The organism is Nocardia sp. NPDC005998 (assembly GCF_040614395.1).
Lineage (GTDB): Bacteria > Actinomycetota > Actinomycetes > Mycobacteriales > Mycobacteriaceae > Nocardia.
The window spans coordinates 21,028-39,624 of record NZ_JBEXUI010000011.1; the positions used below are offsets into that span (position 1 = coordinate 21,028).

At 67.2% G+C, this 18,597-nt stretch carries 19 protein-coding genes; 10 read left to right on the forward strand and 9 right to left on the reverse strand.

Annotation, left to right across the window (positions count from 1 at the left end; translation table 11 throughout):
- Window positions 1–47 precede the first annotated feature (47 nt).
- Entirely contained in the window at window positions 48–737 is a 690-nt protein-coding gene (locus tag ABZ293_RS17210) for a lysoplasmalogenase (RefSeq protein WP_355181612.1), read from the forward strand.
- Here ABZ293_RS17210 and ABZ293_RS17215 read toward each other — a convergent pair.
- The 3 genes from ABZ293_RS17215 to ABZ293_RS17225 form a co-directional block, all read right to left on the reverse strand.
- Window positions 715–1,167: a hypothetical protein gene (locus ABZ293_RS17215; RefSeq protein WP_355181614.1), complete on the reverse strand. Its 453-nt coding sequence runs from the start codon at window positions 1,165–1,167 to the stop codon at window positions 715–717. The two genes, ABZ293_RS17210 and ABZ293_RS17215, sit on opposite strands and share 23 nt — an antisense overlap.
- Window positions 1,168–1,377: 210 nt before the next feature.
- Window positions 1,378–2,031: a response regulator transcription factor gene (locus ABZ293_RS17220; protein WP_354954488.1), complete on the reverse strand. Its 654-nt coding sequence runs from the start codon at window positions 2,029–2,031 to the stop codon at window positions 1,378–1,380.
- Complete coding sequence (locus tag ABZ293_RS17225; RefSeq protein WP_355181616.1) at window positions 2,028–3,392, reverse strand: sensor domain-containing protein; 1,365 nt, start codon at window positions 3,390–3,392, stop codon at window positions 2,028–2,030. The genes ABZ293_RS17220 and ABZ293_RS17225 overlap by 4 nt, the downstream gene beginning before the upstream one ends.
- A gap of 95 nt (window positions 3,393–3,487) precedes the next feature.
- On the opposite strand from ABZ293_RS17225, the gene ABZ293_RS17230 reads away from it, so the two are divergent.
- The 3 genes from ABZ293_RS17230 to ABZ293_RS17240 all read left to right on the forward strand — a co-directional run bounded on the left by ABZ293_RS17230 (window position 3,488) and on the right by ABZ293_RS17240 (window position 5,738).
- Window positions 3,488–3,823 (forward strand): DUF4190 domain-containing protein, encoded by a 336-nt coding sequence (locus ABZ293_RS17230; RefSeq protein ID WP_355181618.1) that lies wholly within the window; start codon window positions 3,488–3,490, stop codon window positions 3,821–3,823.
- A 28-nt stretch (window positions 3,824–3,851) separates the two neighbouring features.
- On the forward strand, window positions 3,852–4,532 hold the full coding sequence (locus ABZ293_RS17235) for a TrmH family RNA methyltransferase (protein WP_355181620.1): 681 nt from the start codon (window positions 3,852–3,854) through the stop codon (window positions 4,530–4,532).
- Between the two features lie 117 nt (window positions 4,533–4,649).
- Window positions 4,650–5,738, forward strand: coding sequence for a glycoside hydrolase family 76 protein (locus ABZ293_RS17240; protein WP_355181904.1), 1,089 nt, complete (start codon window positions 4,650–4,652; stop codon window positions 5,736–5,738).
- 3 nt (window positions 5,739–5,741) lie between these two features.
- On the opposite strand, the gene ABZ293_RS17245 is transcribed toward ABZ293_RS17240, so the two are convergent.
- Entirely contained in the window at window positions 5,742–6,425 is a 684-nt protein-coding gene (locus ABZ293_RS17245; protein ID WP_355181906.1) for a DedA family protein, read from the reverse strand.
- 19 nt (window positions 6,426–6,444) lie between these two features.
- Window positions 6,445–7,101 carry a VTT domain-containing protein gene (locus ABZ293_RS17250; protein WP_355181908.1) on the reverse strand — a complete coding sequence of 219 codons (657 nt, stop codon included), beginning with the start codon at window positions 7,099–7,101 and terminating at the stop codon, window positions 6,445–6,447.
- A gap of 324 nt (window positions 7,102–7,425) precedes the next feature.
- Between ABZ293_RS17250 and fbaA the strand changes: the two genes are divergently transcribed.
- Window positions 7,426–8,460 (forward strand): class II fructose-bisphosphate aldolase, encoded by a 1,035-nt coding sequence (fbaA, locus tag ABZ293_RS17255; RefSeq protein WP_355181622.1) that lies wholly within the window; start codon window positions 7,426–7,428, stop codon window positions 8,458–8,460.
- Window positions 8,461–8,614: 154 nt separating this feature from the next.
- Entirely contained in the window at window positions 8,615–9,733 is a 1,119-nt protein-coding gene (locus tag ABZ293_RS17260) for a BTAD domain-containing putative transcriptional regulator (protein ID WP_355181624.1), read from the forward strand.
- A gap of 56 nt (window positions 9,734–9,789) precedes the next feature.
- On the opposite strand, the gene ABZ293_RS17265 is transcribed toward ABZ293_RS17260, so the two are convergent.
- Both ABZ293_RS17265 and ABZ293_RS17270 read right to left on the reverse strand, forming a co-directional pair.
- Window positions 9,790–10,125 carry an excalibur calcium-binding domain-containing protein gene (locus ABZ293_RS17265; RefSeq protein ID WP_355181626.1) on the reverse strand — a complete coding sequence of 112 codons (336 nt, stop codon included), beginning with the start codon at window positions 10,123–10,125 and terminating at the stop codon, window positions 9,790–9,792.
- 43 nt (window positions 10,126–10,168) lie between these two features.
- The gene (locus ABZ293_RS17270; protein WP_355181628.1) at window positions 10,169–10,522 is read right to left on the reverse strand and encodes an excalibur calcium-binding domain-containing protein; all 354 of its coding nucleotides are present in this window, start codon (window positions 10,520–10,522) and stop codon (window positions 10,169–10,171) included.
- A gap of 314 nt (window positions 10,523–10,836) precedes the next feature.
- On the opposite strand from ABZ293_RS17270, the gene ABZ293_RS17275 reads away from it, so the two are divergent.
- Window positions 10,837–12,294, forward strand: a complete 1,458-nt coding sequence (locus ABZ293_RS17275) for a DUF4185 domain-containing protein (protein ID WP_355181910.1) — start codon at window positions 10,837–10,839, stop codon at window positions 12,292–12,294.
- Between the two features lie 10 nt (window positions 12,295–12,304).
- Here the strand turns inward: ABZ293_RS17275 and ABZ293_RS17280 are convergent, their stop codons facing one another.
- Together ABZ293_RS17280 and ABZ293_RS17285 are read right to left on the reverse strand one after the other, a co-directional pair.
- A complete protein-coding gene (locus ABZ293_RS17280; RefSeq protein WP_355181630.1) occupies window positions 12,305–13,330 on the reverse strand; it encodes a fused (3R)-hydroxyacyl-ACP dehydratase subunits HadA/HadB in 1,026 nt (341 codons plus the stop codon).
- Between the two features lie 144 nt (window positions 13,331–13,474).
- A complete protein-coding gene (locus ABZ293_RS17285) occupies window positions 13,475–14,575 on the reverse strand; it encodes a hypothetical protein (RefSeq protein WP_355181632.1) in 1,101 nt (366 codons plus the stop codon).
- Between the two features lie 13 nt (window positions 14,576–14,588).
- Between ABZ293_RS17285 and ABZ293_RS17290 the strand changes: the two genes are divergently transcribed.
- The 3 genes from ABZ293_RS17290 (at window position 14,589) to ABZ293_RS17300 (ending at window position 18,550) form a co-directional block, all read left to right on the forward strand.
- Window positions 14,589–16,856, forward strand: a complete 2,268-nt coding sequence (locus tag ABZ293_RS17290) for a hypothetical protein (protein ID WP_355181634.1) — start codon at window positions 14,589–14,591, stop codon at window positions 16,854–16,856.
- 88 nt (window positions 16,857–16,944) lie between these two features.
- Entirely contained in the window at window positions 16,945–17,394 is a 450-nt protein-coding gene (locus tag ABZ293_RS17295; RefSeq protein WP_355181636.1) for a DUF3151 domain-containing protein, read from the forward strand.
- A 52-nt stretch (window positions 17,395–17,446) separates the two neighbouring features.
- Window positions 17,447–18,550, forward strand: a complete 1,104-nt coding sequence (locus tag ABZ293_RS17300; protein WP_355181912.1) for an FUSC family protein — start codon at window positions 17,447–17,449, stop codon at window positions 18,548–18,550.
- Window positions 18,551–18,597: the final 47 nt, after the last annotated feature.

The following is an 18,597-nucleotide window of genomic DNA, read 5'->3' on the forward strand; positions in this document are numbered from 1 at the left end:
TGCGGCGTCCTTTTCGCGCCGCTTTTCTAGCGGCGGCGGCGGCGACTGTGTACGGCGCGGTCACCGGCCGCGACAAACTGCAGTGGATCGCCAAACCGCTGATGATGCCGCTATTGGCCGCCGATGTGGCGACCGATCGGGCGGCGCTCGACCCGGTCGACCGGACGGTCCTGCTCGGCGCGCTCGGCGCCGCGACGGTCGGCGATGTGCTGCTGATCGAGCCGGATAACGATCGCCGTTTGATCACCGGCGCCACGTCGTTCGCGATGATGCAGACCGGGTATTCGGTGCTCTGGTGGCGGCGCGGTGGACGGCCGCGTCCGGAGATCGCGCTGCCACGAGTGGTGGCCTGGCTCGGGGCCGCTGCGCTGATGCGGGCCAAGGCGCCGACCGTGGCGGTCCCACTGACGGCCTATGGCGCGACGTTGGGCAGTGCGGCGGTGCTCGCCTCCGATCCCGGTTTGGCTCCGGAGGCGAAAAACGTTGCCGGGCTCAATATTCCGGGTGTGGATCCACGCAGTCGGCTCGGCCTCGGCGCGCTGCTGTTCACCGTCTCCGATGGGTTGATCGTGCTGCGTCGGCTCTTCGCGCGGGGCGAGCGTTCGCGGCGGATCGTCGAAGGCGTCATTCTGTCGACCTACGCGGCCGCGCAATACCTGCTCGCCGATCCACGCGCCCATGCTATGGCCGACGGCTGCGGGGTTGACGCGAAAGTTATTGTCTCAGAACGAGAATGATCCGATCGCGATTGGCCGGATCGACTCGGATCGAAATCGTCTCGCCGACCGCGAGCCGCGGTTTGTCGGCCGGGGTGACATCGAAAACAATGGTGCCACGGTAACTTTCGGATCCGGGCACGACGAGCTCGAGATCGAATTCGGTCAACTCGGTGTGATGATCGGTGCGCTCGAGTGGATGCGCGCCCTCGATGGTCGCCCATCCCTCCAGCCCGTGTCGCCACAGCTGCCGATCCGCTCGCGATGGCCGGGCGGCCAGCAGCATTCCGATGCCGCAGCACGAACCGAACAGGCCGACCAGCGCGATGATCTGATAGGGCGCGGTGCCCGGAGGCGTATGCGGAAGCAACCAGCCGAGCCACAATCCGAGCAGCACCAAATACCCGGCGGTCACCCCGAGCACTGTGCGGAGAATGCGTGCGTGGTCCATACCAGCCTCCACCCCGACTGCCCTGCATCTCCAGGATAGGTCCGCCTGGTCCGGTGTGAATGCGCCTTGACCAGAGCTGTGACCTGCTTGTATCCGGTGCACTGTCATGACGATGACCGCTGGCTCGACGGCGGGTCCGCCTGCGTCGCCAGCGGTGGCTCGGCGACACCCCTCGATGCCGCCGAGCTGCTCTGGGCGTCGAGGGCCGACTCAGCCCTTCAACCGCAGTACCGCGAGCACCCGGCGATGATGGGTATCCGAGGGCGGCAGATCGAGTTTGGTGAAGATATTGCCGATGTGCTTCTCGACGGCGCGTTCGGTGACGGTGAGCGCGGACGCGATCGCGTTATTGGACAGGCCCTGTGCCATCAGTTCGAGGACCTCGCGCTCGCGTGGAGTGAGCCGAGCGAGCGAATCCTGTTGGCGTGAAGCACCCATCAGCTGACTCACCACCTCCGGGTCGAGTGCGGTGCCGCCGGTCGCGACGCGGTCGAGTGCGTCGACGAAGTCGCCCACGTCGGCCACCCGGTCCTTGAGCAGATAGCCGACGCCGCTCGCGCCACCGGCGAGAAGTTCGGTGGCATAGCGGGTTTCGATCCACTGCGAGAACACCAGTACGCCGGTGAGCGGATATTTGCGGCGCAGTTCGATCGCGGCGAGCAGCCCCTCGTCGGTGAAGGTCGGCGGCATCCGGACATCGACAACGGCAACGTCGGGGTTGTAGGTGCCGACCACATCGCTCAGAGTGCTGGCGTCGCCGACCATGGCGACCACCTCGTGGCCGCGCTCGGTCAGCAGCCCGGCCAGACCGTTGCGCAGGATCACGCTGTCCTCGGCGATGACCACCCGCAACGGCGTACTCATCGCGGTCCGGCCATCGGCAGCAGGATGGTCACCACGGTCGGCCCGCCGGTCGGGCTCTGCACGGTGAGCGTGCCGTCCACTGCGCGGGCCCGCGCCGCGAGCCCCGAGAGTCCGCTGCCTGCGGCATGTTCTCCGGCCATCGGCTGCAGCACACCTCCGATTCCGTTGTCGCGTACCGAGACCGCGATGGTATGCGCATCGGTTGGCAGCACCGACACCCAGGCACTGGTGGCATTCGCGTGTTTGACCACATTGGTGAGCAGTTCGGCGACCGAGAAGTAGGCGATCGCCTCGATGGCCGGATTCGGCCGCTGCGGCAGGTGCACTCGCAGCTGCACCGCAACGGCACACCGGGACGCCAGCGTTTCCAGCGCGGGCTCGAGCCCCAATTCGAGTGCGGGCGGATGGATTCCGCGCACCAGTTCCCGCAATTCGGTCAATGCCTCCTTGGCGTTGGCGCGCGCGTCGGCGATCAGATCGCGGGCATCGCCGCCCGTTGCCAGCCGCTCCTCGGCCCGGCCGAGCGCCATCGCCATGGTGACCAACCGCGCCTGCGTACCGTCGTGCAGATCCCGCTCCACCCTACGCAGGGTCGCCGCCGAATCCTCCACCGCCGCACGCCTGCTCGCCCGTAACTCGACCAGCTGCCGGTCCCGTGCGGTCGCGGAAAGCAGCGCGATGGTGAGCAGCCCGTGGACCCAACAGACCGCGCGCAGCAGCCACGGCAGGGCGAAGCAGCCGATGATGCCGACCGCCGACATCAGCAAAACCCTTGGCCAGGTTTCGATGTAGAAGGAACCGAACTGGACGAGTGAACGGTGTTCGACGCCGTTGTCATCGACGTTTATCGGATCGAAGAGCACCCATGGAATGGGCGACAGGGCCGTGAATACGGTCACGGCGACCGTGATGAGCACGAAATAGCCGCCGACCACACCGAGTACGGCCTGTGCGAACAGGAACAGGATGGCCCGCCAGCTCGCGCGATCGGTGAACGCGCTCTTCAGGAATCCGAGGAAGCCCGGTTGCGAGACGTAGGGCGGCGGCCCGTCGACCGGCGTATCGAGCAGATCCCTGGCCAGCGCGCGATAGACCTTCCCCCAGATGCGCCCGCCGAGAATCACCAGTGCCAGTACCGGAATGCCGATGAGGACGATCGAGGCGTACAGTCCGCCGCCGAATCCGAAGAACAGATAGCCGATGGCGAGTACGCCGATTACGAAAACCGTGAAGACATAGGCGAGTTGCTTCCAGGTACGAGCCTGAAACGGTGCCCGCAGCACCGCGCGCAGCACATCGCGCGCGTCGGTACCGGGCTTGCCGGTCGGCGCGTCGAGCACGAGGGTTTGTGTCTCGGTCATGGGCTCCATGGTTGTCGCAATCGGGGCGGCGTTCGATGGAGCTGACCGCCGAATCCGTGGTGTAGCCAGCTACACCACCAACTACCATCCTGCGCATGAACTACCCGCCGCCACCGCCGTACGGTTCGCCATATGGCTACCCAGCCTATGGGCCACAGGATCACCCGCAGGCCATCACGATCATGATTCTGGGGATTCTCGGCTTGCTGCTGTGCCAGTTCCTCGGACCGGTCGCCTGGGTGATGGGTAAGAAGGCCCTCAACGAGATCGACGCGTCCGGCGGTGCGATCGGCGGTCGGAGCAGCGTGATGGCCGGATATGTCTGCGGCATCGTCTCCTCGATCCTGCTGATCCTGACCATTCTGTTCATCACCGCCATGGTGATCCTCACCGCCGTCGGCGTCCTGGACAGCTCGTCCTCGACCTACTAGCCGCGCCGGGGGAATTAGCATCATCGGCGTGAACCACCCCGCGCCGGATACGGCTGAACAGCCAGGACCCACCGAATGGGGCGAGCACCCGCACGGAGTCGGGCCATGGGCCGAGGAGCACGACGGGGCGCCGCCGACCGATCCCCGCTACGACCCGGAGCTATTGGCGGGCGGCGACCGCCGCAATGTCGTGGACGCCTACCGCTACTGGTCGCGGGATGCGATCGTCGCCGATATCGACCGGCGCAGGCATCCGTTCCATGTCGCCATCGAGAACTTCGGGCACGACGCCAATATCGGCACCGTGGTACGCACCGCCAACGCCTTCGCCGCGGCGGCCGTGCACATCGTCGGCAGGCGGCGCTGGAATCGGCGCGGCGCCATGGTCACCGACCGCTATCAGCACATCGAACATCACACCGATATCGGTGAGCTCATCGCGTTCGCCGAGCGAGAGCGGCTGACCGTGGTCGCCGTGGACAACGTGCCCGGCTCGGTCCCGCTGGAAACCGTCGAGTTGCCACGCCGCTGCCTGCTGCTGTTCGGACAGGAGGGGCCCGGTGTCACCGAACATGCGAAGGGTGCGGCCGCGCTGACGGTTTCGATCGCGCAGTTCGGTTCGACCCGCAGTATCAATGCCGGAGTCGCTGCCGGTATCGCCATGCACGCGTGGATTCGGCAACATGCCGATTTGACGTCGGCTTGGTAACGAAAAGATCCCTATGAACCGGCGCGAAGCTGGCACCATTGACCCATGACCTCGCGGAGCCCGGAGAGCGGGCGCGACGCTGTATCCCCGCCCGCGCTGTGGTCGCACCGGGCGGACATGGCCGAAGCCGCGATCGTCTCTCGGCACCTGCGTGCCCTATGGGGTTGTCCCGGAACCGAATTGGGTGTGGTGGGCTGGCCCGCGACCAGTCGCGAGCGCGTCTTCGTCTCCTGGCACTACTGGTGGCAGGCGCATCTGATCGACTGCGCGGTCGATGCCGCAAACCGGGTGCCGACTCCGCAGCGCCGCAAGCGCATTGCCGCCATCGCGCGTGCGCATCGCATTCGTAATATCACCGGCTGGACCAATAGCTACTACGACGATATGGCTTGGCTGGCTATCGCTTTGGAGCGAGCCGAGCGGACCCAGGGCATCACCGAGGTGCGCGGCGGTCTGGTCGCACTCGAGCAGGAGCTGTACGGGGCATGGGATCCGGCGCGCGGCGGCGGCGTGCCGTGGCGGGTCGGCTCGGACTACTTCAACGCACCAGCCAACGGACCGGCCGCGATCGCGCTGCTGCGCCTGGGTCGCCAGGCCCGCGCACAGGAGATGGCGGACTGGATCGATGCGACGCTGCGCGATAAGGAATCCGACCTGATCCTCGACGGCATCCATCTGCCCTCCGGTGAGATCGAGAGCCCGACTTTCACCTACTGCCAGGGCGTGGTGCTGGGCCTGGAGGCCGAACTCGCGGTGCACACCGGCGAGCCGCGCCATACCGAACGGGTGCACCGGCTGCTCGCCGCGGTCGAGGAACATATGACCACCGACGGGGTGATCAATGGTGGCGGTGGTGGCGACGGCGGCCTGTTCAACGGCATTTTGGCCCGCTATCTGGCGGTGGTCGCGCTGATGCTCCCCGGCGACGATCGGGAGCAGGCGGCCGATCGGCGCGCCGCGGCGGATATCGTGCGTGCCAGCGCCACGGCGGCCTGGGCCAACCGGCTGGAGGTCGAGGGTGAACCGCTGTTCGGGCACGACTGGAACCAGCCCGCACAGCTACCCGGTGGCCCGTCCGGCGCCGGATATTTCACCGCGGGCGGCTCGGTGACCTCATCACAGGTGCCCGAACGCGATATGTCGGTACAACTGTCGGGCTGGCTGCTGATGGAGGCGGCGTTCCAGGTCAGTGCTGCCGGACTTTAGGAATCAGCACTCCGATTCGACCACGCCGGTGGGCGCGGCCTCGAGATCGAAATCCTCGGCGGGTTTGGCGATCTCCTGCCGGTAATGCCGGATGCCGAGCGCCGTTCCGATGATCAGCCCGGCCACCAGCGTCCCGATGACCCCCGGCATGAGCCACGGCACCCGCTCCAGGAAACTGCCCGCGTAGTAGCCGATGAGCAGTAGCACCGGCGCCCAGATGATGGCGCCGATCGTGCTGGCCACGGTGTATTTGCGGTGGTCCATCTGCGCCGCGCCCGCGACCATCGGGCACAGCGTGCGCACCCACGGAATCCAGCGCGAAATGAGCACCGCGAGGAATCCGTGCCGCTGCAGCAAATCGGTGACCCGCTGCAGATTGCGGGTGTTGATATAGCGGCCGTTCTTCCTGGCCACCAGATGATGACCGGTGCGGTGGCCGATCACATAACCCACCTGGTTGCCCGCGATGGCCGCGATCATCGCGCCCACCGACAGCGCCCAGACATGGGCCTCGCCGGTCGCATTGGAGGCCATCACGATGCCCGCGGTGATCAGCATCGAGTCACCGGGCAGGAACAGCCCGATGATCAGCGCGCATTCGAGGAAGACGAAGGTGAGCACCACCGTCCACACGAGCGCGGGGCCCGCCGAGGTCAGCGGATCGAAACTGCCCACTGCTAGGGGCAACTGCGCCGTGGACACCGGCTCAGTGGGTCGGCTCGTTCGTCGAGGCGGTCAGCGCGGCGTCTTGCTGACCGGCCTCGTCCGCACCGCGGTTCAGGACTTTCTTCGCCACGGTGATGATGGCGGGCAGGATCGAGAGCAGGACGATGAGCAGGAAGATCGGCTCGATGTTCTTGCGAATGAATTCGATATTGCCGAGGAAGTAGCCCAGTACGGTGACACCGCCGCCCCACAGGATCGCGCCGACGATATCGAAAGTGACGAACTTGCGGTAATCCATTTTGGACACACCCGCGAGCACCGGCATGAACGTGCGCACGATCGGCACGAAGCGGGCCAGGATGATCGTCTTCGGACCGTGTTTTTCGAAGAAGGCGTGCGTCTCGGTGACGTAGTGCTTCTTGAACAACCGGGTGTCTTCCTTGTGGAAGAGCGCGGGCCCGATCGCCCTGCCGATCCAATAGGCGCACTGGTCACCGGCGAAGGCGGTCACCATGACGGCGGGCAAAAGCACCCAGATCGATACCGGCGGATTGTCCGTCGCCGAGAGCAGGCCACCGGTGAACAGCAGCGAGTCGCCGGGCAGGATCGGGAAGAGCAGACCGGTCTCGATGAAGACGATCACCAGGATCGCCGGGAGCACCGCGTTCTTCAGCCACGTCTCCGTAAGCAGGTGCATCGGGTCCAGCAACTGGGTCAATGCGACGTTGCTCGTCACCGATTCTGTCGCTGCCAGCAGAATCACGCGGCCTCCTGTCCCGGGTACGGCTGGCTGCATTGCTTTGCCACCGCATCGGAAGCTGCCAGCGCAATTACGCGGCCAACAGTACCGGGTCCAGCTGAGAAACCTCTCGCTGTGCGAAAAGTTCGTCCCGGCCGACCGGCCGGTTCGGATCGTCCCGCCGCCGCGCAGGAAGGTCCCCTGACATCGTGCGAAAGCGCGCTGGCCTACTCTGAGGGCTGACAGAATTGTCTTTTTCCGCACAACACGGAGGTCTTCACAGTGCCCATCGCGACTCCGGAGGTCTACGCCGAGATGCTCGGTCGGGCCAAAGCGAACTCCTTTGCCTTTCCGGCCATCAACTGCACCTCCTCGGAAACCGTCAATGCCGCTATCAAGGGCTTCGCCGACGCGGGCAGCGATGGCATCATCCAGTTCTCCACCGGTGGCGCGGAGTTCGGCTCGGGCCTGGGTGTGAAGGACATGGTTGTCGGCGCCGTCGCGCTCGCCGAGTTCGCGCACGTGGTCGCCGCGCGCTACGACGTGACCATCGCGCTGCACACCGACCACTGCCCGAAGGACAAGCTGGGCACCTTCGTGCGTCCGCTCATCGCCATCTCCCAGGAGCGGGTGAACTCGGGCCGCAACCCGCTGTTCCAGTCGCATATGTGGGACGGCTCCGCGATTCCGATCGATGAGAACCTGGAGATCGCCAAGGAACTGCTCAAGGCGACGCACGCGGCGAACATCATCCTCGAGGTCGAGATCGGCGTCGTCGGCGGTGAAGAGGACGGTGTCGAGGCCGAGATCAACGAGAAGCTCTACACCTCCCCCGAGGACTTCGAGAAGACCATCGACGCGCTCGGCGCCGGCGAGAACGGCAAGTACCTGCTCGCCGCGACCTTCGGCAATGTGCACGGCGTGTACAAGCCGGGCAATGTGGTGCTCAAGCCCGAGGTACTCGCCGAGGGCCAGCGCGTCGCGGCGGCCAAGCTCGGCCTGGCGGCCGACGCGCAGCCGTTCGATTTCGTCTTCCACGGCGGTTCGGGCTCGCTGAAGTCGGAGATCGAGGATTCGCTGTGTTTCGGCGTGGTGAAGATGAATGTCGACACCGATACCCAGTACGCGTTCACCCGGCCGGTCGCCGCGCATATGTTCACCAACTACGACGGCGTGCTCAAGATCGATGGTGAGGTCGGCAACAAGAAGACCTACGATCCGCGCAGCTACCTGAAGAAAGCCGAAGCCGCCATGGCGGCACGTGTTGTCGAGGCGTGCAATGATCTGAAGTCCGCGGGTCGCTCGATCAGCGCCTGACCCTTTCCCCGCGGTGTACGTGTCAGGTCCGGAGGCAGCAGTGCCCGGACAAGTACAGTCGGCCGCAGGCCGCCCGTTGAGGGTGGCGGTGGGAGACGGGCGGGCCTACCTAGGGCCCGCGGACACCGCAATTGGAAACGGGGGCATTTAGCACATGAGTCTGGATGTGCGCGTGCTCGGGCCCGTACGACTGCTGGTCGGTGGTGAACCGGTAGCGGTCGGCGGGCCCAAGCCGCGAGCCTTGCTCGCCGCGCTGACCGTCAATCGACGGCGCGCGGTGGCTTCGGCTGCGCTGGCCGATATGGTGTGGAACGAGGATCCGCCCGACTCCTACGCCGCCAGCCTGCAGGTATTCGTCTCGAATATCCGCAAGGCGCTGCGTAATTCGGGTGTGGATCCGGCCCTGGTGCTGCGCACCGAATCATCGGGCTATCGGCTCGAGATCCCGGAGGATGCCTGCGATCTCGGACGCTTCGAGGCGGCCAGGGATGCGGGCGCGCGCGCCGCCGAGGTCGGCGATCACGTCGGTGCGGCGCAGCTGTTCGGGAATGCGTTGCGCGAGTGGAGCGGTCGGGCACTGGCCGATCTGGCCGGATTGCAGTTCGCCGACGGCTTCGCCACCGCGATGGACGAGGAGCGGCTGCAGGCCGCTTCGGCCCGCATCGATGCCGAAATCGCCTGTGGGCGTGCCGCATCGGTGATCGGCGAGCTGGTCTCGATGACCAATGAGCATCCGCTGCGCGAGCCGCTGTGGGGTCAGCTGATCACCGCGCTGTATCTGTCCGGTCGGCAGGCCGACGCGCTGGACGCGTGCCGCCGGGTGCGCACAGTGCTCGCGGAGGAACTCGGCATCGACCCGGGCCCGGTGCTGGTCGATCTGGAACAGCGGGTGCTGCGCCAGGAGCCGCTGAGCACAATGGAACTCAAGCGCACCGAGCGACTGGCCGCCGCGATGACCGAGACCGTCACCGAGATGCCGCGTGCGGTCCGCAGCGGGCAGCTGCGCATGCCGGACGGCCGGGTCTTGACAATCGCGCAGGGCGGCATGCGAATCGGCCGGATGACCGATAACGATCTGGTCCTCGACGATCCGAAGGCCAGTCGCTATCACGCACACATCATGCCGAGCCGGGCCGGACTGCTGATCAAGGATCTGCATTCGGCCAATGGCGTGTACGTCAACGATGGCGCGATCGACAACGGTGCGCTGCTCGCCGACGGTGACACCATCCGCATCGGCGCGACGATACTGGTGTTCCAAGCGGTGCAGTAGCTCGCCCGGTCGCGAGCCGGGTGGCCGGCTCGGCCGCAGCCTCCTGCGGGCCGCCCTCAGTCGCAGGCGATACCGTCGCCGTCCGGATCGAGGTACGGCGCGTAGCCGGGCTGGCCGCGGTAGAGCGGGAGCTTTCCTGCCGCGCGCACCTGATCGCAATCGGTGTAATACCTCGGCGACTCCTCCTTCGACGTCTCCGGTGGCGGGACGTTCGATCCCTTCGGACCGGGCCGATAGCTGGGCACCGGAAGCGAACTATCGGGCCCGGCAACGAATTGGACGGTGGACGAACCGGCGGCGGCGATCGGCGACGCGGCCGCGAGGCCGCCGATCACCAGACATGCGGCACCGAGCGCGGGTACAGCGCGGTGATAGATCAGTGAAGCTTTCACATGCTCCATCCTGCTCCGCTTCCGGTGCCGCTGTCAGTGCCGTTTATTCGCAGGCGATTCCGTCGTTGTCGCGGTCCAGGTGGGATGCGTATCCCGGGTCACCCCGGTGCAGCGGAGCCTTACCGGCTCGGCGGACCTCGTCGCAATTTCGGTAGTAGGGCGCCGGTTGGGTCTGCGGTGGTTGTGCCTGGGGCGGTTGTGTGAGGGGCGGCGGGTTGTTCGGCACGTTCTGTTGCGGTTGGGCGGGCGGGCACAACTGGGCGGAGCCCGAGTTGCACAGCAGGTCGGTGAGCGGATCGGCGGACGCCGTCGGTATCGCGAATGCGATTGCGGCGGAGGCGATCAGGATCGTCGAAGCGGTTCCGAGCAGCGACCCGGGCTGCAGAGCAGGTTTCATGGGTGTCCTCTGGTCGAATGGAACCACCGGGGGCCCCTTGCTCCCCCGGTGGACGGCCACTCACCCCGACTCGAGTTGTCGCTTCGTGGAAGGTAGCAGGGCAGTCGCGCTGCGGTCCCGAAAATGGAGTGGGAGTTTGCTGTTAATTCTGGATGTCGCTGCGGTGGATGGTGCTCCGGTCGGTAAGTCGGACTAGGTCAAGGGGGCAGAACAGGTAGGGTCGGGCGCTGGTGCACGGCATCGCGAAGGGCATCGATGCGGCGCGGTGGCCGGGCGGCGGTGTCCGTTTTGCGCGAGATATCGAGGGGTTGAAGATGACTCGGCGGTGGGTGGCGGTGTTCGCTGCGGTCGTGTGCACGGCCGCAGCACTGACGTACGCGGGTCGACCCGCTGGTGCCACGCCGGAGGCAATCGGGCCGGTGCCCGGTCCGTGTGTGAGCGATCCGCCCGCGCAGCATGAGGGCCTGGTGCCCAAGACGTTCGAGGTGCCGATCCCGTATCCGGTGATCACCGTGCTGCCGCCGGATCGGCCCGCACCACCGCCGACGCGGACGGAGATGGAGTTGCCGTCGAATCCGTGCACCAACCCGTGCCCGGATCTGACCGATTCGTCGACACCGCCGCCGAGCCTGGCCAGCCGACTCGGCATTCCGGAAATTCTCTTGAATCCCAAGCCCTTCCACTTCGCGATACCCGGACCGGGACCGGATCCGGGTGCGGTGCCGCCGCCCCCGCCGCCGGTAGATCCGCCGACCGAGCCCGCCCCGCTGTCCGCGGCCCGGCCTGCGCCGCGCATCGGTTCGGTCACCGAGGTGGCCAAGCAGACCGGCGCGAATTCGGTGAATCGCACCGATAAGCGTTGGCAGGTGGACGGCACTGACCTCGGGATCATGTGGGAGAGTGCGCCGGGGGAGATCGCCACCGCCTTCGGTGACACCATCGGGCGCGGCTTTCACCCACCGGGCGGGGTGGGGATGGATTGGCGCAGCAATGTGCTGGCCTTCAGCACCGACCGGGACCTGTCCGACGGTATGACCTACGACCGGATGGTGACCGACGACCGCTGCCACGCGGCGGAAGTGCTCTCCAGCCGCAAACTCGACAATGTCGAGGTCACCACGATTCCGACCTCCGGATTCGCGCTCGGCGGGCGGCAGTACCTGAGCTATATGTCGATTCGCACCTGGAACAGCTTTCCCGGTACGTTCTTCACCAATTACGGCGGTATCGCCTATTCCGATGACCACGGCCAGACCTGGACCAAGGATCCCTACGCGCGCTGGGACAACATCTTCGGACTCGCGAATTTCCAAGTGAGCGCGATGGTTCCGCAGGGCGACTACGTATACATGTTCGGCACGCCCAATACTCGGCTCGCGGCGGTCGGCCTCGCCCGGGTACCGAAGGATCAGCTGCTCAATACCACGGCCTATCAGTACTGGCGCGACGGAAACTGGACTCCGGTGGGTGGATTCGGCTCCGCGAGCCCGATCGTCGACGGACCGGCCGGTGAGCTGTCGGTGCGCTTCGACGCTGCCCGAAATGTTTGGCAGATGAGCTATCTCGATACCGCGAAGATGGCTCTGGTCGTCCGCGAATCGAATTCACCGCAGGGCGTGTGGTCCGATGCCGCGCCGACGGTGCGGGTGACCGACTACCCGGAGCTGTACGGCGGATTCATCCACCCCTGGTCCTCGGGTTCGGATCTCTACTTCAATATGTCGACCTGGAGCGACTACAACGTGTATCTCATGCACGCGACCATCGAATGAGGTTGCGCCGCTAGGCGAAGCGGACCTCGGCGATGGCCCGGCCGAAGAGCTTGCGGCCCTCCGACGCGCCCGCGAGCAGAACGGTGGCGGTGCGTCTTTGCGGATCGAGCGATTTGATCTTGCCGCTGAACTCTACGTTGCTCGGCGCCTCGGACGTCACCGGGACGAATCCGGAGAACCGCACGCTGAACTTCTCGATGGCCGTCGGATCGCCGAGCCAGGAGGTCAGATAACCGCCCGCCAGGCTCATGGTCAGCATCCCGTGCGCCACCACCGTCGGGAGTCCGGCCAGTTGGGCCGCACGCTCGCTGAAGTGAATCGGGTTGGGGTCGCCGGAAACTCCTGCGTAGTTGGCCAGATCGCCGCGCGTCACCTGTGCGGTTGCGGCCGGGAGTTGATCGCCGACGGATAGTTGGTCGAAGTCCGGGATGGTGTGCACGAATTCGCTCGGCACTGCGGGCGCTCCGGGGGGCGGGGCATCCGCGGCCAGGGCGATCAGCGGCCCGCTGTCGGGGACCGTGATATCACCGACAGTCACTGGGCGTGCGTGCATCATGATGTTCTCGACGGCGTCGGCGATATTCGGGTCGACCTCGACACCGCGGCGCGCCACGATGGTGGTCGAACCCGACTGCACGATCTCGCCGTGCTGGTTGGTCAGCGAGAACGTCACCAGGATGAAGTCGTTATCGCCGAACTGCCGGATCGACTCGATCACGACCTCGGTGCTGAGCCGATCGCCGGCCACGATCGGCCGGGTGAGTTCGAAGACCTGGTCGGTCTGCAGGATCTGGGACAGGTCGTAATCGGCCAGCACCGTTTCGAGCAGCGCCCGGGTCGCACTGATGCCGATGACCGAGGCGAATGTCGGCGGCGCGACGATCGTGTCGTAGCCGAGCTTGTCCGCATCGGGTTCGAAATAATGCGCGCCGTGCTGACTCTGCGTTGCGCGGGCGAACTCGCGGACCTTCTCCCGGCCGACCGAATAGTGCTCGCGCACCCGGAACCGGCGCCCCGCCATCGTGTCTGTCTGCACAACTACATCGTTTTCCGGCTGTGCGATTGTCTGCTCCCTGACCATGATCCGGGCCATGCTACTGGCGAGCCGGTCCATTGACCAGGTAAATGTGACGTTCGCTACCGGTTAGAGGGCTTGCCTTTTGGTTATGGCGGCGGCCGTCTAGGGCGTTCCTGCGGTCGGCGGGTCGCAGACCTTCCAGCCGGCGTCGGTCCGCTCCAGATCGAAGGTCCTGGCCGATCGCTTCGACGGATCCGCGTCGGTATAGACGGTGGCCTGTGCAATCGCGGACTTATCGGTGATCCGGACCGCATCGACGCTCGCCACCACCGGAATGTTCTTGCGATCCATCGATAGCCGGTGCACGCCCGCGAACTGGTCTTCCGGAATGCCCTGGTAGAAGTCGTGCAGCTGCCCGCACGTCGACTTGCGCAGTGCCGCGAGATCGCCGGACTTCAGTGCCTCGGTGTAATCGGTGATGCTGGCGCGCACCTTGGCCTCCGGGGAGTTGTCGCCCCGATTCCCGACCAGGACGACCGCGAGTGCGATCACCGCGATGATGGCGACCGCGGCCGCCCCGAGCACCACGAACAACCGGCGCTTCGACCCCGCCGGTGCTTCGGCAGTGGCCGCGGCCTGCTGGCCGGGGGGCGTGATCCGCTGCGGTTGCGCCATCGGCCGTGGCTGCGGCGGCCGTGGCTGGACCGGCTGTGCGGGCCGGGTCAGTTGGGTATCCGCCGGTGACGGCGCCGATGCGACCTGACGCTGGCGAGCGGGCGGGCGCGGTGCGGACGGGGCGGTCTCCTCGACCCCGGGTCCCTGGGCGGGTCCTTGGGCTCCGGCCTGCTTCGGCCCGGCCGCCGGACGCGGCGTACTCGGCGGCTTGGTGACCGGTCCGGGGCGCGCCGGGGGTGGTACGACCCGATCGGTGGCACCGGGCTTCGATCCGGTCCGCATCCGCTGCGTCGCGTCCTTATCGACCGGCTTCTGAATCGGCAATGCCATGGTCTTCTCGGCATCCAGCTTCGAAACCACCGGCATCGCGACGGTCTTGTCATCGGCCCCGGTCAGATCGGGCTCGTCGCCGGTCGTCTCCTCCGGAGAAGTCGAGACCGCATCCTTATCGCCCGCCGACGGCTTCACCAGTTCGATCCGCGGCATCACCGTGGTCGCCGCATCCGCCCCCGCGGCGTCATCGACCTGATCCGCCTTCGCAGCGGCGGGTACTGCGGACCCGCTGGTATTCGAATCCCGCCGAATCACAACGGTTTCCGCCGTGGATCCGGTGGACGGTGCCGCACCGGCTGCGGCTGCGCCGGATTGCGTGGCAGCGCGGCCGGACGATACGGCGGCGGAACCGCTGGCTGGTTCGGCCGTATCACCGGCCGGGGTGGTGCGGCCCGATGATGCGGCAGCTGGGCTTGCGCCGCTGGCCGGAGCAGGTGTGGCACCGGACGGGGTGGCGGTCCGGCTCGACGCTGCGGAGTCGCCAACTGGTGCGGTAGCGCTGCCGGACGGCGCCGCCGGGCCCGCCGACTTGGCACCCGCCGGAGCACCGGGTTTCGTGGTAGCGGTCGCGGTGGGTTCGTTGGGTGAGGATTTGGCGCCGGCCGGGTCGGATCCCTTACCCGTATCGGCCGGTCGACCAGCTGCCGAACCGCCCGCGGCGGCGGATGTCGCTGCCGCACTTGCGGATCGGACCGCAGGACCGTCCTCTTCGATCGCAGCAGTCGGTGCGTCGGGTCCGGCCGCAGCCTTGGTCGGTGCGTTGGTGGGGCCGTCAGCTGTAGGCGTCGCTTTGCCGGAGGGAGTTGCGGTCGGTGCGTTGGTGGGGCCGCCAGGTGCTGGTGTCGGCTTGCCGGCGGAAGGCGCGGTCGGTGTGCCCGGTCGGGCGGCGACGTTGGTCGGTGCGTTGGTGGGTCCGCCAGCTGTTGGTGCCGGCTTGTCGGACGGAGTGGTGGGTGCGGCGGCGCTGGCGGGAGTTGGTGCTTTGGTGGGGCCGCCAGCCGTTGGCGTCGCTTTGCCGGGGGGAGTTGCGGTCGGTGCGTTGGTGGGTCCGCCAAGTGCTGGTGTCGGCTTGCCGGACGGAGGCGCGGCGGGTGCGGCGGCAGTGCTCGCCGCGGGCGGTGTGCCCGGTCGGGTGGCGACGTTGGTCGGTGTGTTGGTGGGTCCGCCAGCTGTTGGTGTCGGCTTGTCGGACGGAGTGGTGGGTGCGGCGGCGCTGGCGGGAGTTGGTGCGTTGGTGGGGCCGCCAGCCGTTGGCGTCGCTTTGCCGGGGGGAGTTGCGGTCGGTGCGTTGGTGGGTCCGCCAAGTGCTGGTGTCGGCTTGCCGGACGGAGGCGCGGCGGGTGCGGCGGCAGTGCTCGCCGCGGGCGGTGTGCCCGGTCGGGTGGCGACGTTGGTCGGTGTGTTGGTGGGTCCGCCAGCTGTTGGTGTCGGCTTGTCGGACGGAGTGGTGGGTGCGGCGGCGCTGGCGGGAGTTGGTGCGTTGGTGGGGCCGCCAGCTGTTGGTGCGGGCCTGCCGGAGGGAGCGGCAGTATTCGGTGCGCCAGGTCGGGTGGTAGCGGCGGTCGGTGCCTCGGTCGGGCCGCCGGTTGTTGGTGTCGGCTTGGCGGCGGGTGCGGCGGTGCGTGCTGCGGCAGTAGCCGTCGTGGCGGCCGCCGATTCTTTGGCAGGCGCTTTGGCCTCGGTGACGCCGCGCGGGATCGCTACGGTCTTCGCTTCGGAAGTCGGCGTCGCCGCGGCGGGACTACTCGGAGTGCTGCCGGCGGCCGGTTTCGTTGCGCTGGGTCGGCCCGAGCCACTAGCGGACCGGCCTGCCGCGGCGGGCTTGGCCGGGCCGCCTGCAGCGGAATTGGGCGGCTGTGCACCTGCGGATCTGGCCGGTTGGCTGGGAGTGGCGGCGGAAGGCGGAGTCGTTCGAGGGGCCGCGGCCTCGGCAGGCTTGCCGAGCGCCGCGATATCTCCTGTTGAGGCATCCGAGACGCTCGACGGCGTGGTGCCGGGCGGTTGCTTCGGAGTCGACGGTGTCGCGATCGGCCGAGTCGGCGCGGCGGCCGCCCGTTCCTCGGTGGTTGCGCCAGATCCCCCAGACGTGCCAGGTCCCGGCGATGGCCTCGACCCGGACGACGGCGTTGATCGGGACGACGGCGTTGACCCGGACGATGGTGTTGATCCCTGCGACGGTGTCGAGCCGGACGATGGTGTCGATCCCTGCGATGGCTTCGAACCGGCCGACGGCGTCGGATTCGACGATGGCGCCGAACCGGTCGGGGCTGGAATCGGTCGCGTCGGCGGGGCGGCGGCCCGTTGGCCAGCGGCAGTGCGGTCCGCGGCAGCGCCGGGCTTCGACGATGCTCCGGTCGCTCCGGTCGCACCGGAGTTCGCCGGTGACGAGCTGGTTTTCGATGCGGGTGTCCGGTCCGCGGGTGCGCCGGGGCTTGCGTTACCGGCCGCTCCGGCGGGTCGGCCGGTATCTTGTGCCGGGCTCTTCTCGTCGTTCGGATCGGACACCTACTACCCCTCGGTCGAGCGGAACAGTTGAACTCGACGGCCAGCCTAATCAGCAATTCGTCCAACTGTGAGGATTCCCCCCGCGCCACGACCCGGGCGGTCGGTGCACAATGAACCGCATGACCTCGTTCGGTGACTTGCTCGGACCGCAACCGGTACTCCTGCCCGAAGACTCCGAAGCGGAGGAGGCGCTGCTCGAGAAGGCCGATCCAGTGCAGGTCGCGGCCGCGCATCCGGCGGCCTCGATCGCATGGGCCCATCTTGCGGAGGCCGCGTTGGCGCGCGGTGGGGCCGAGGGCGACGCCCAGTTGGTCAACCACGACATCGTCGCCGCGTACGCGTTCGCGCGCACCGGCTACCACCGCGGCCTCGATCTCTTGCGGCGCAATGGCTGGAAGGGTTTTGGGCCGGTGCCGTGGAGCCATGAGCCCAATCGCGGTTTCCTGCGCAGCGTCGGTGCGCTCGCTCGGGCGGCCAGGGCTATCGGCGAGACCGAGGAGTACGCGCGCTGCCTGGATCTGTTGGAGGACTGCGACCCACGCGCAGCTGCGGAGCTCGGGCTCGACTGAGACAAACTTGATCGATCCGAATTCCCCGGTTGGTGTTGCCCGCGCCAGCACTATGGAGAAGCTGCGCAGCTCATGGGCGCGGTTGCGGCTGTCCGCGCTGCCGATTCTGCAGTGTGCGGTCGGTGCGGCGCTGGCTTGGTTTATCGCGCACAAGATAGTCGGGCATACTCAGCCGTTCTTCGCACCGACCGCGGCCGTGGTCTCGATCGGCATTTCCTTCGGTGCGCGGCTGCGCAGGTCGGTGGAACTGGTGGTCGGCGTCGCGGTCGGCATCGGCATCGGCGACCTGTTCATCACGCGCGCGGGCACCGGCGTCTGGCAGATCGCCTTGGTGGTCGCGGTGGCCATGGCGCTCGCGGTATTCCTGGACGGCGGGTCGATCATCACCATGCAGGCCGCCGGTTCGGCGGTGCTGGTGGCCACCCTGCTGCCGCCCTCGGCGGGCGGCGGCTTCTCGCGCATGATCGACGCGCTGGTCGGCGGACTGGTCGGCGTGGTTGTGGTCGCCTCGATCCCGCTCCATCCGGTGCGCCGGGCCCGTGAGCAGGCTGCGGAAGTCCTTGCGGTGATGGGCAAATCGCTGCACGAGTGCGCCGACGGACTGCTCGAACAGGATCAGGAGAAGATCCGCCTCGCCCTGACCGCCGCCCGCAAGACTCAGCCGCAGATCGACGGCCTGCGCTCCACCCTGGAGGGCGGTCGCGAGATCAGCCGAATCTCTCCGCTCTACTGGAATTCGCGTGCGCGCCTCGACCGCATCCGCGCCACCGCCGATCCGCTCGATAACGCGGTCCGCAACACCAGGGTGCTGCTGCGCCGTTCGCTGACACTGGTACAGGACGACGAAATTCTCGATCCCCGACTCATCGAGGAACTCGAGCGCCTGGCCCAGGCCGTCGACGTGGTGCGCCGAATGATGCTCGCCGATCCCGGCCAGCAGCCGGATCAGGCCGAGGCCGCCAGGGTGCTGCGCGGCGTCGCCAAGGCCACGCGGCCGGAACTCGTTGACGGCGCGGGACTTTCGGCGCATGTGGTCTTCGCGCAGATGCGCTCCATGCTGGTCGATCTCATGCAGGTCTGCGGTATGCAGCGCATCTCCGCAATGGCGATGCTGCCTCCGACGGTCCCGAATCCGCATGTGCCGCCCGAGCAATAGCACGACTACTCAGCGGATTTCAGTCATTTTCCATCGTGCGGGAACGC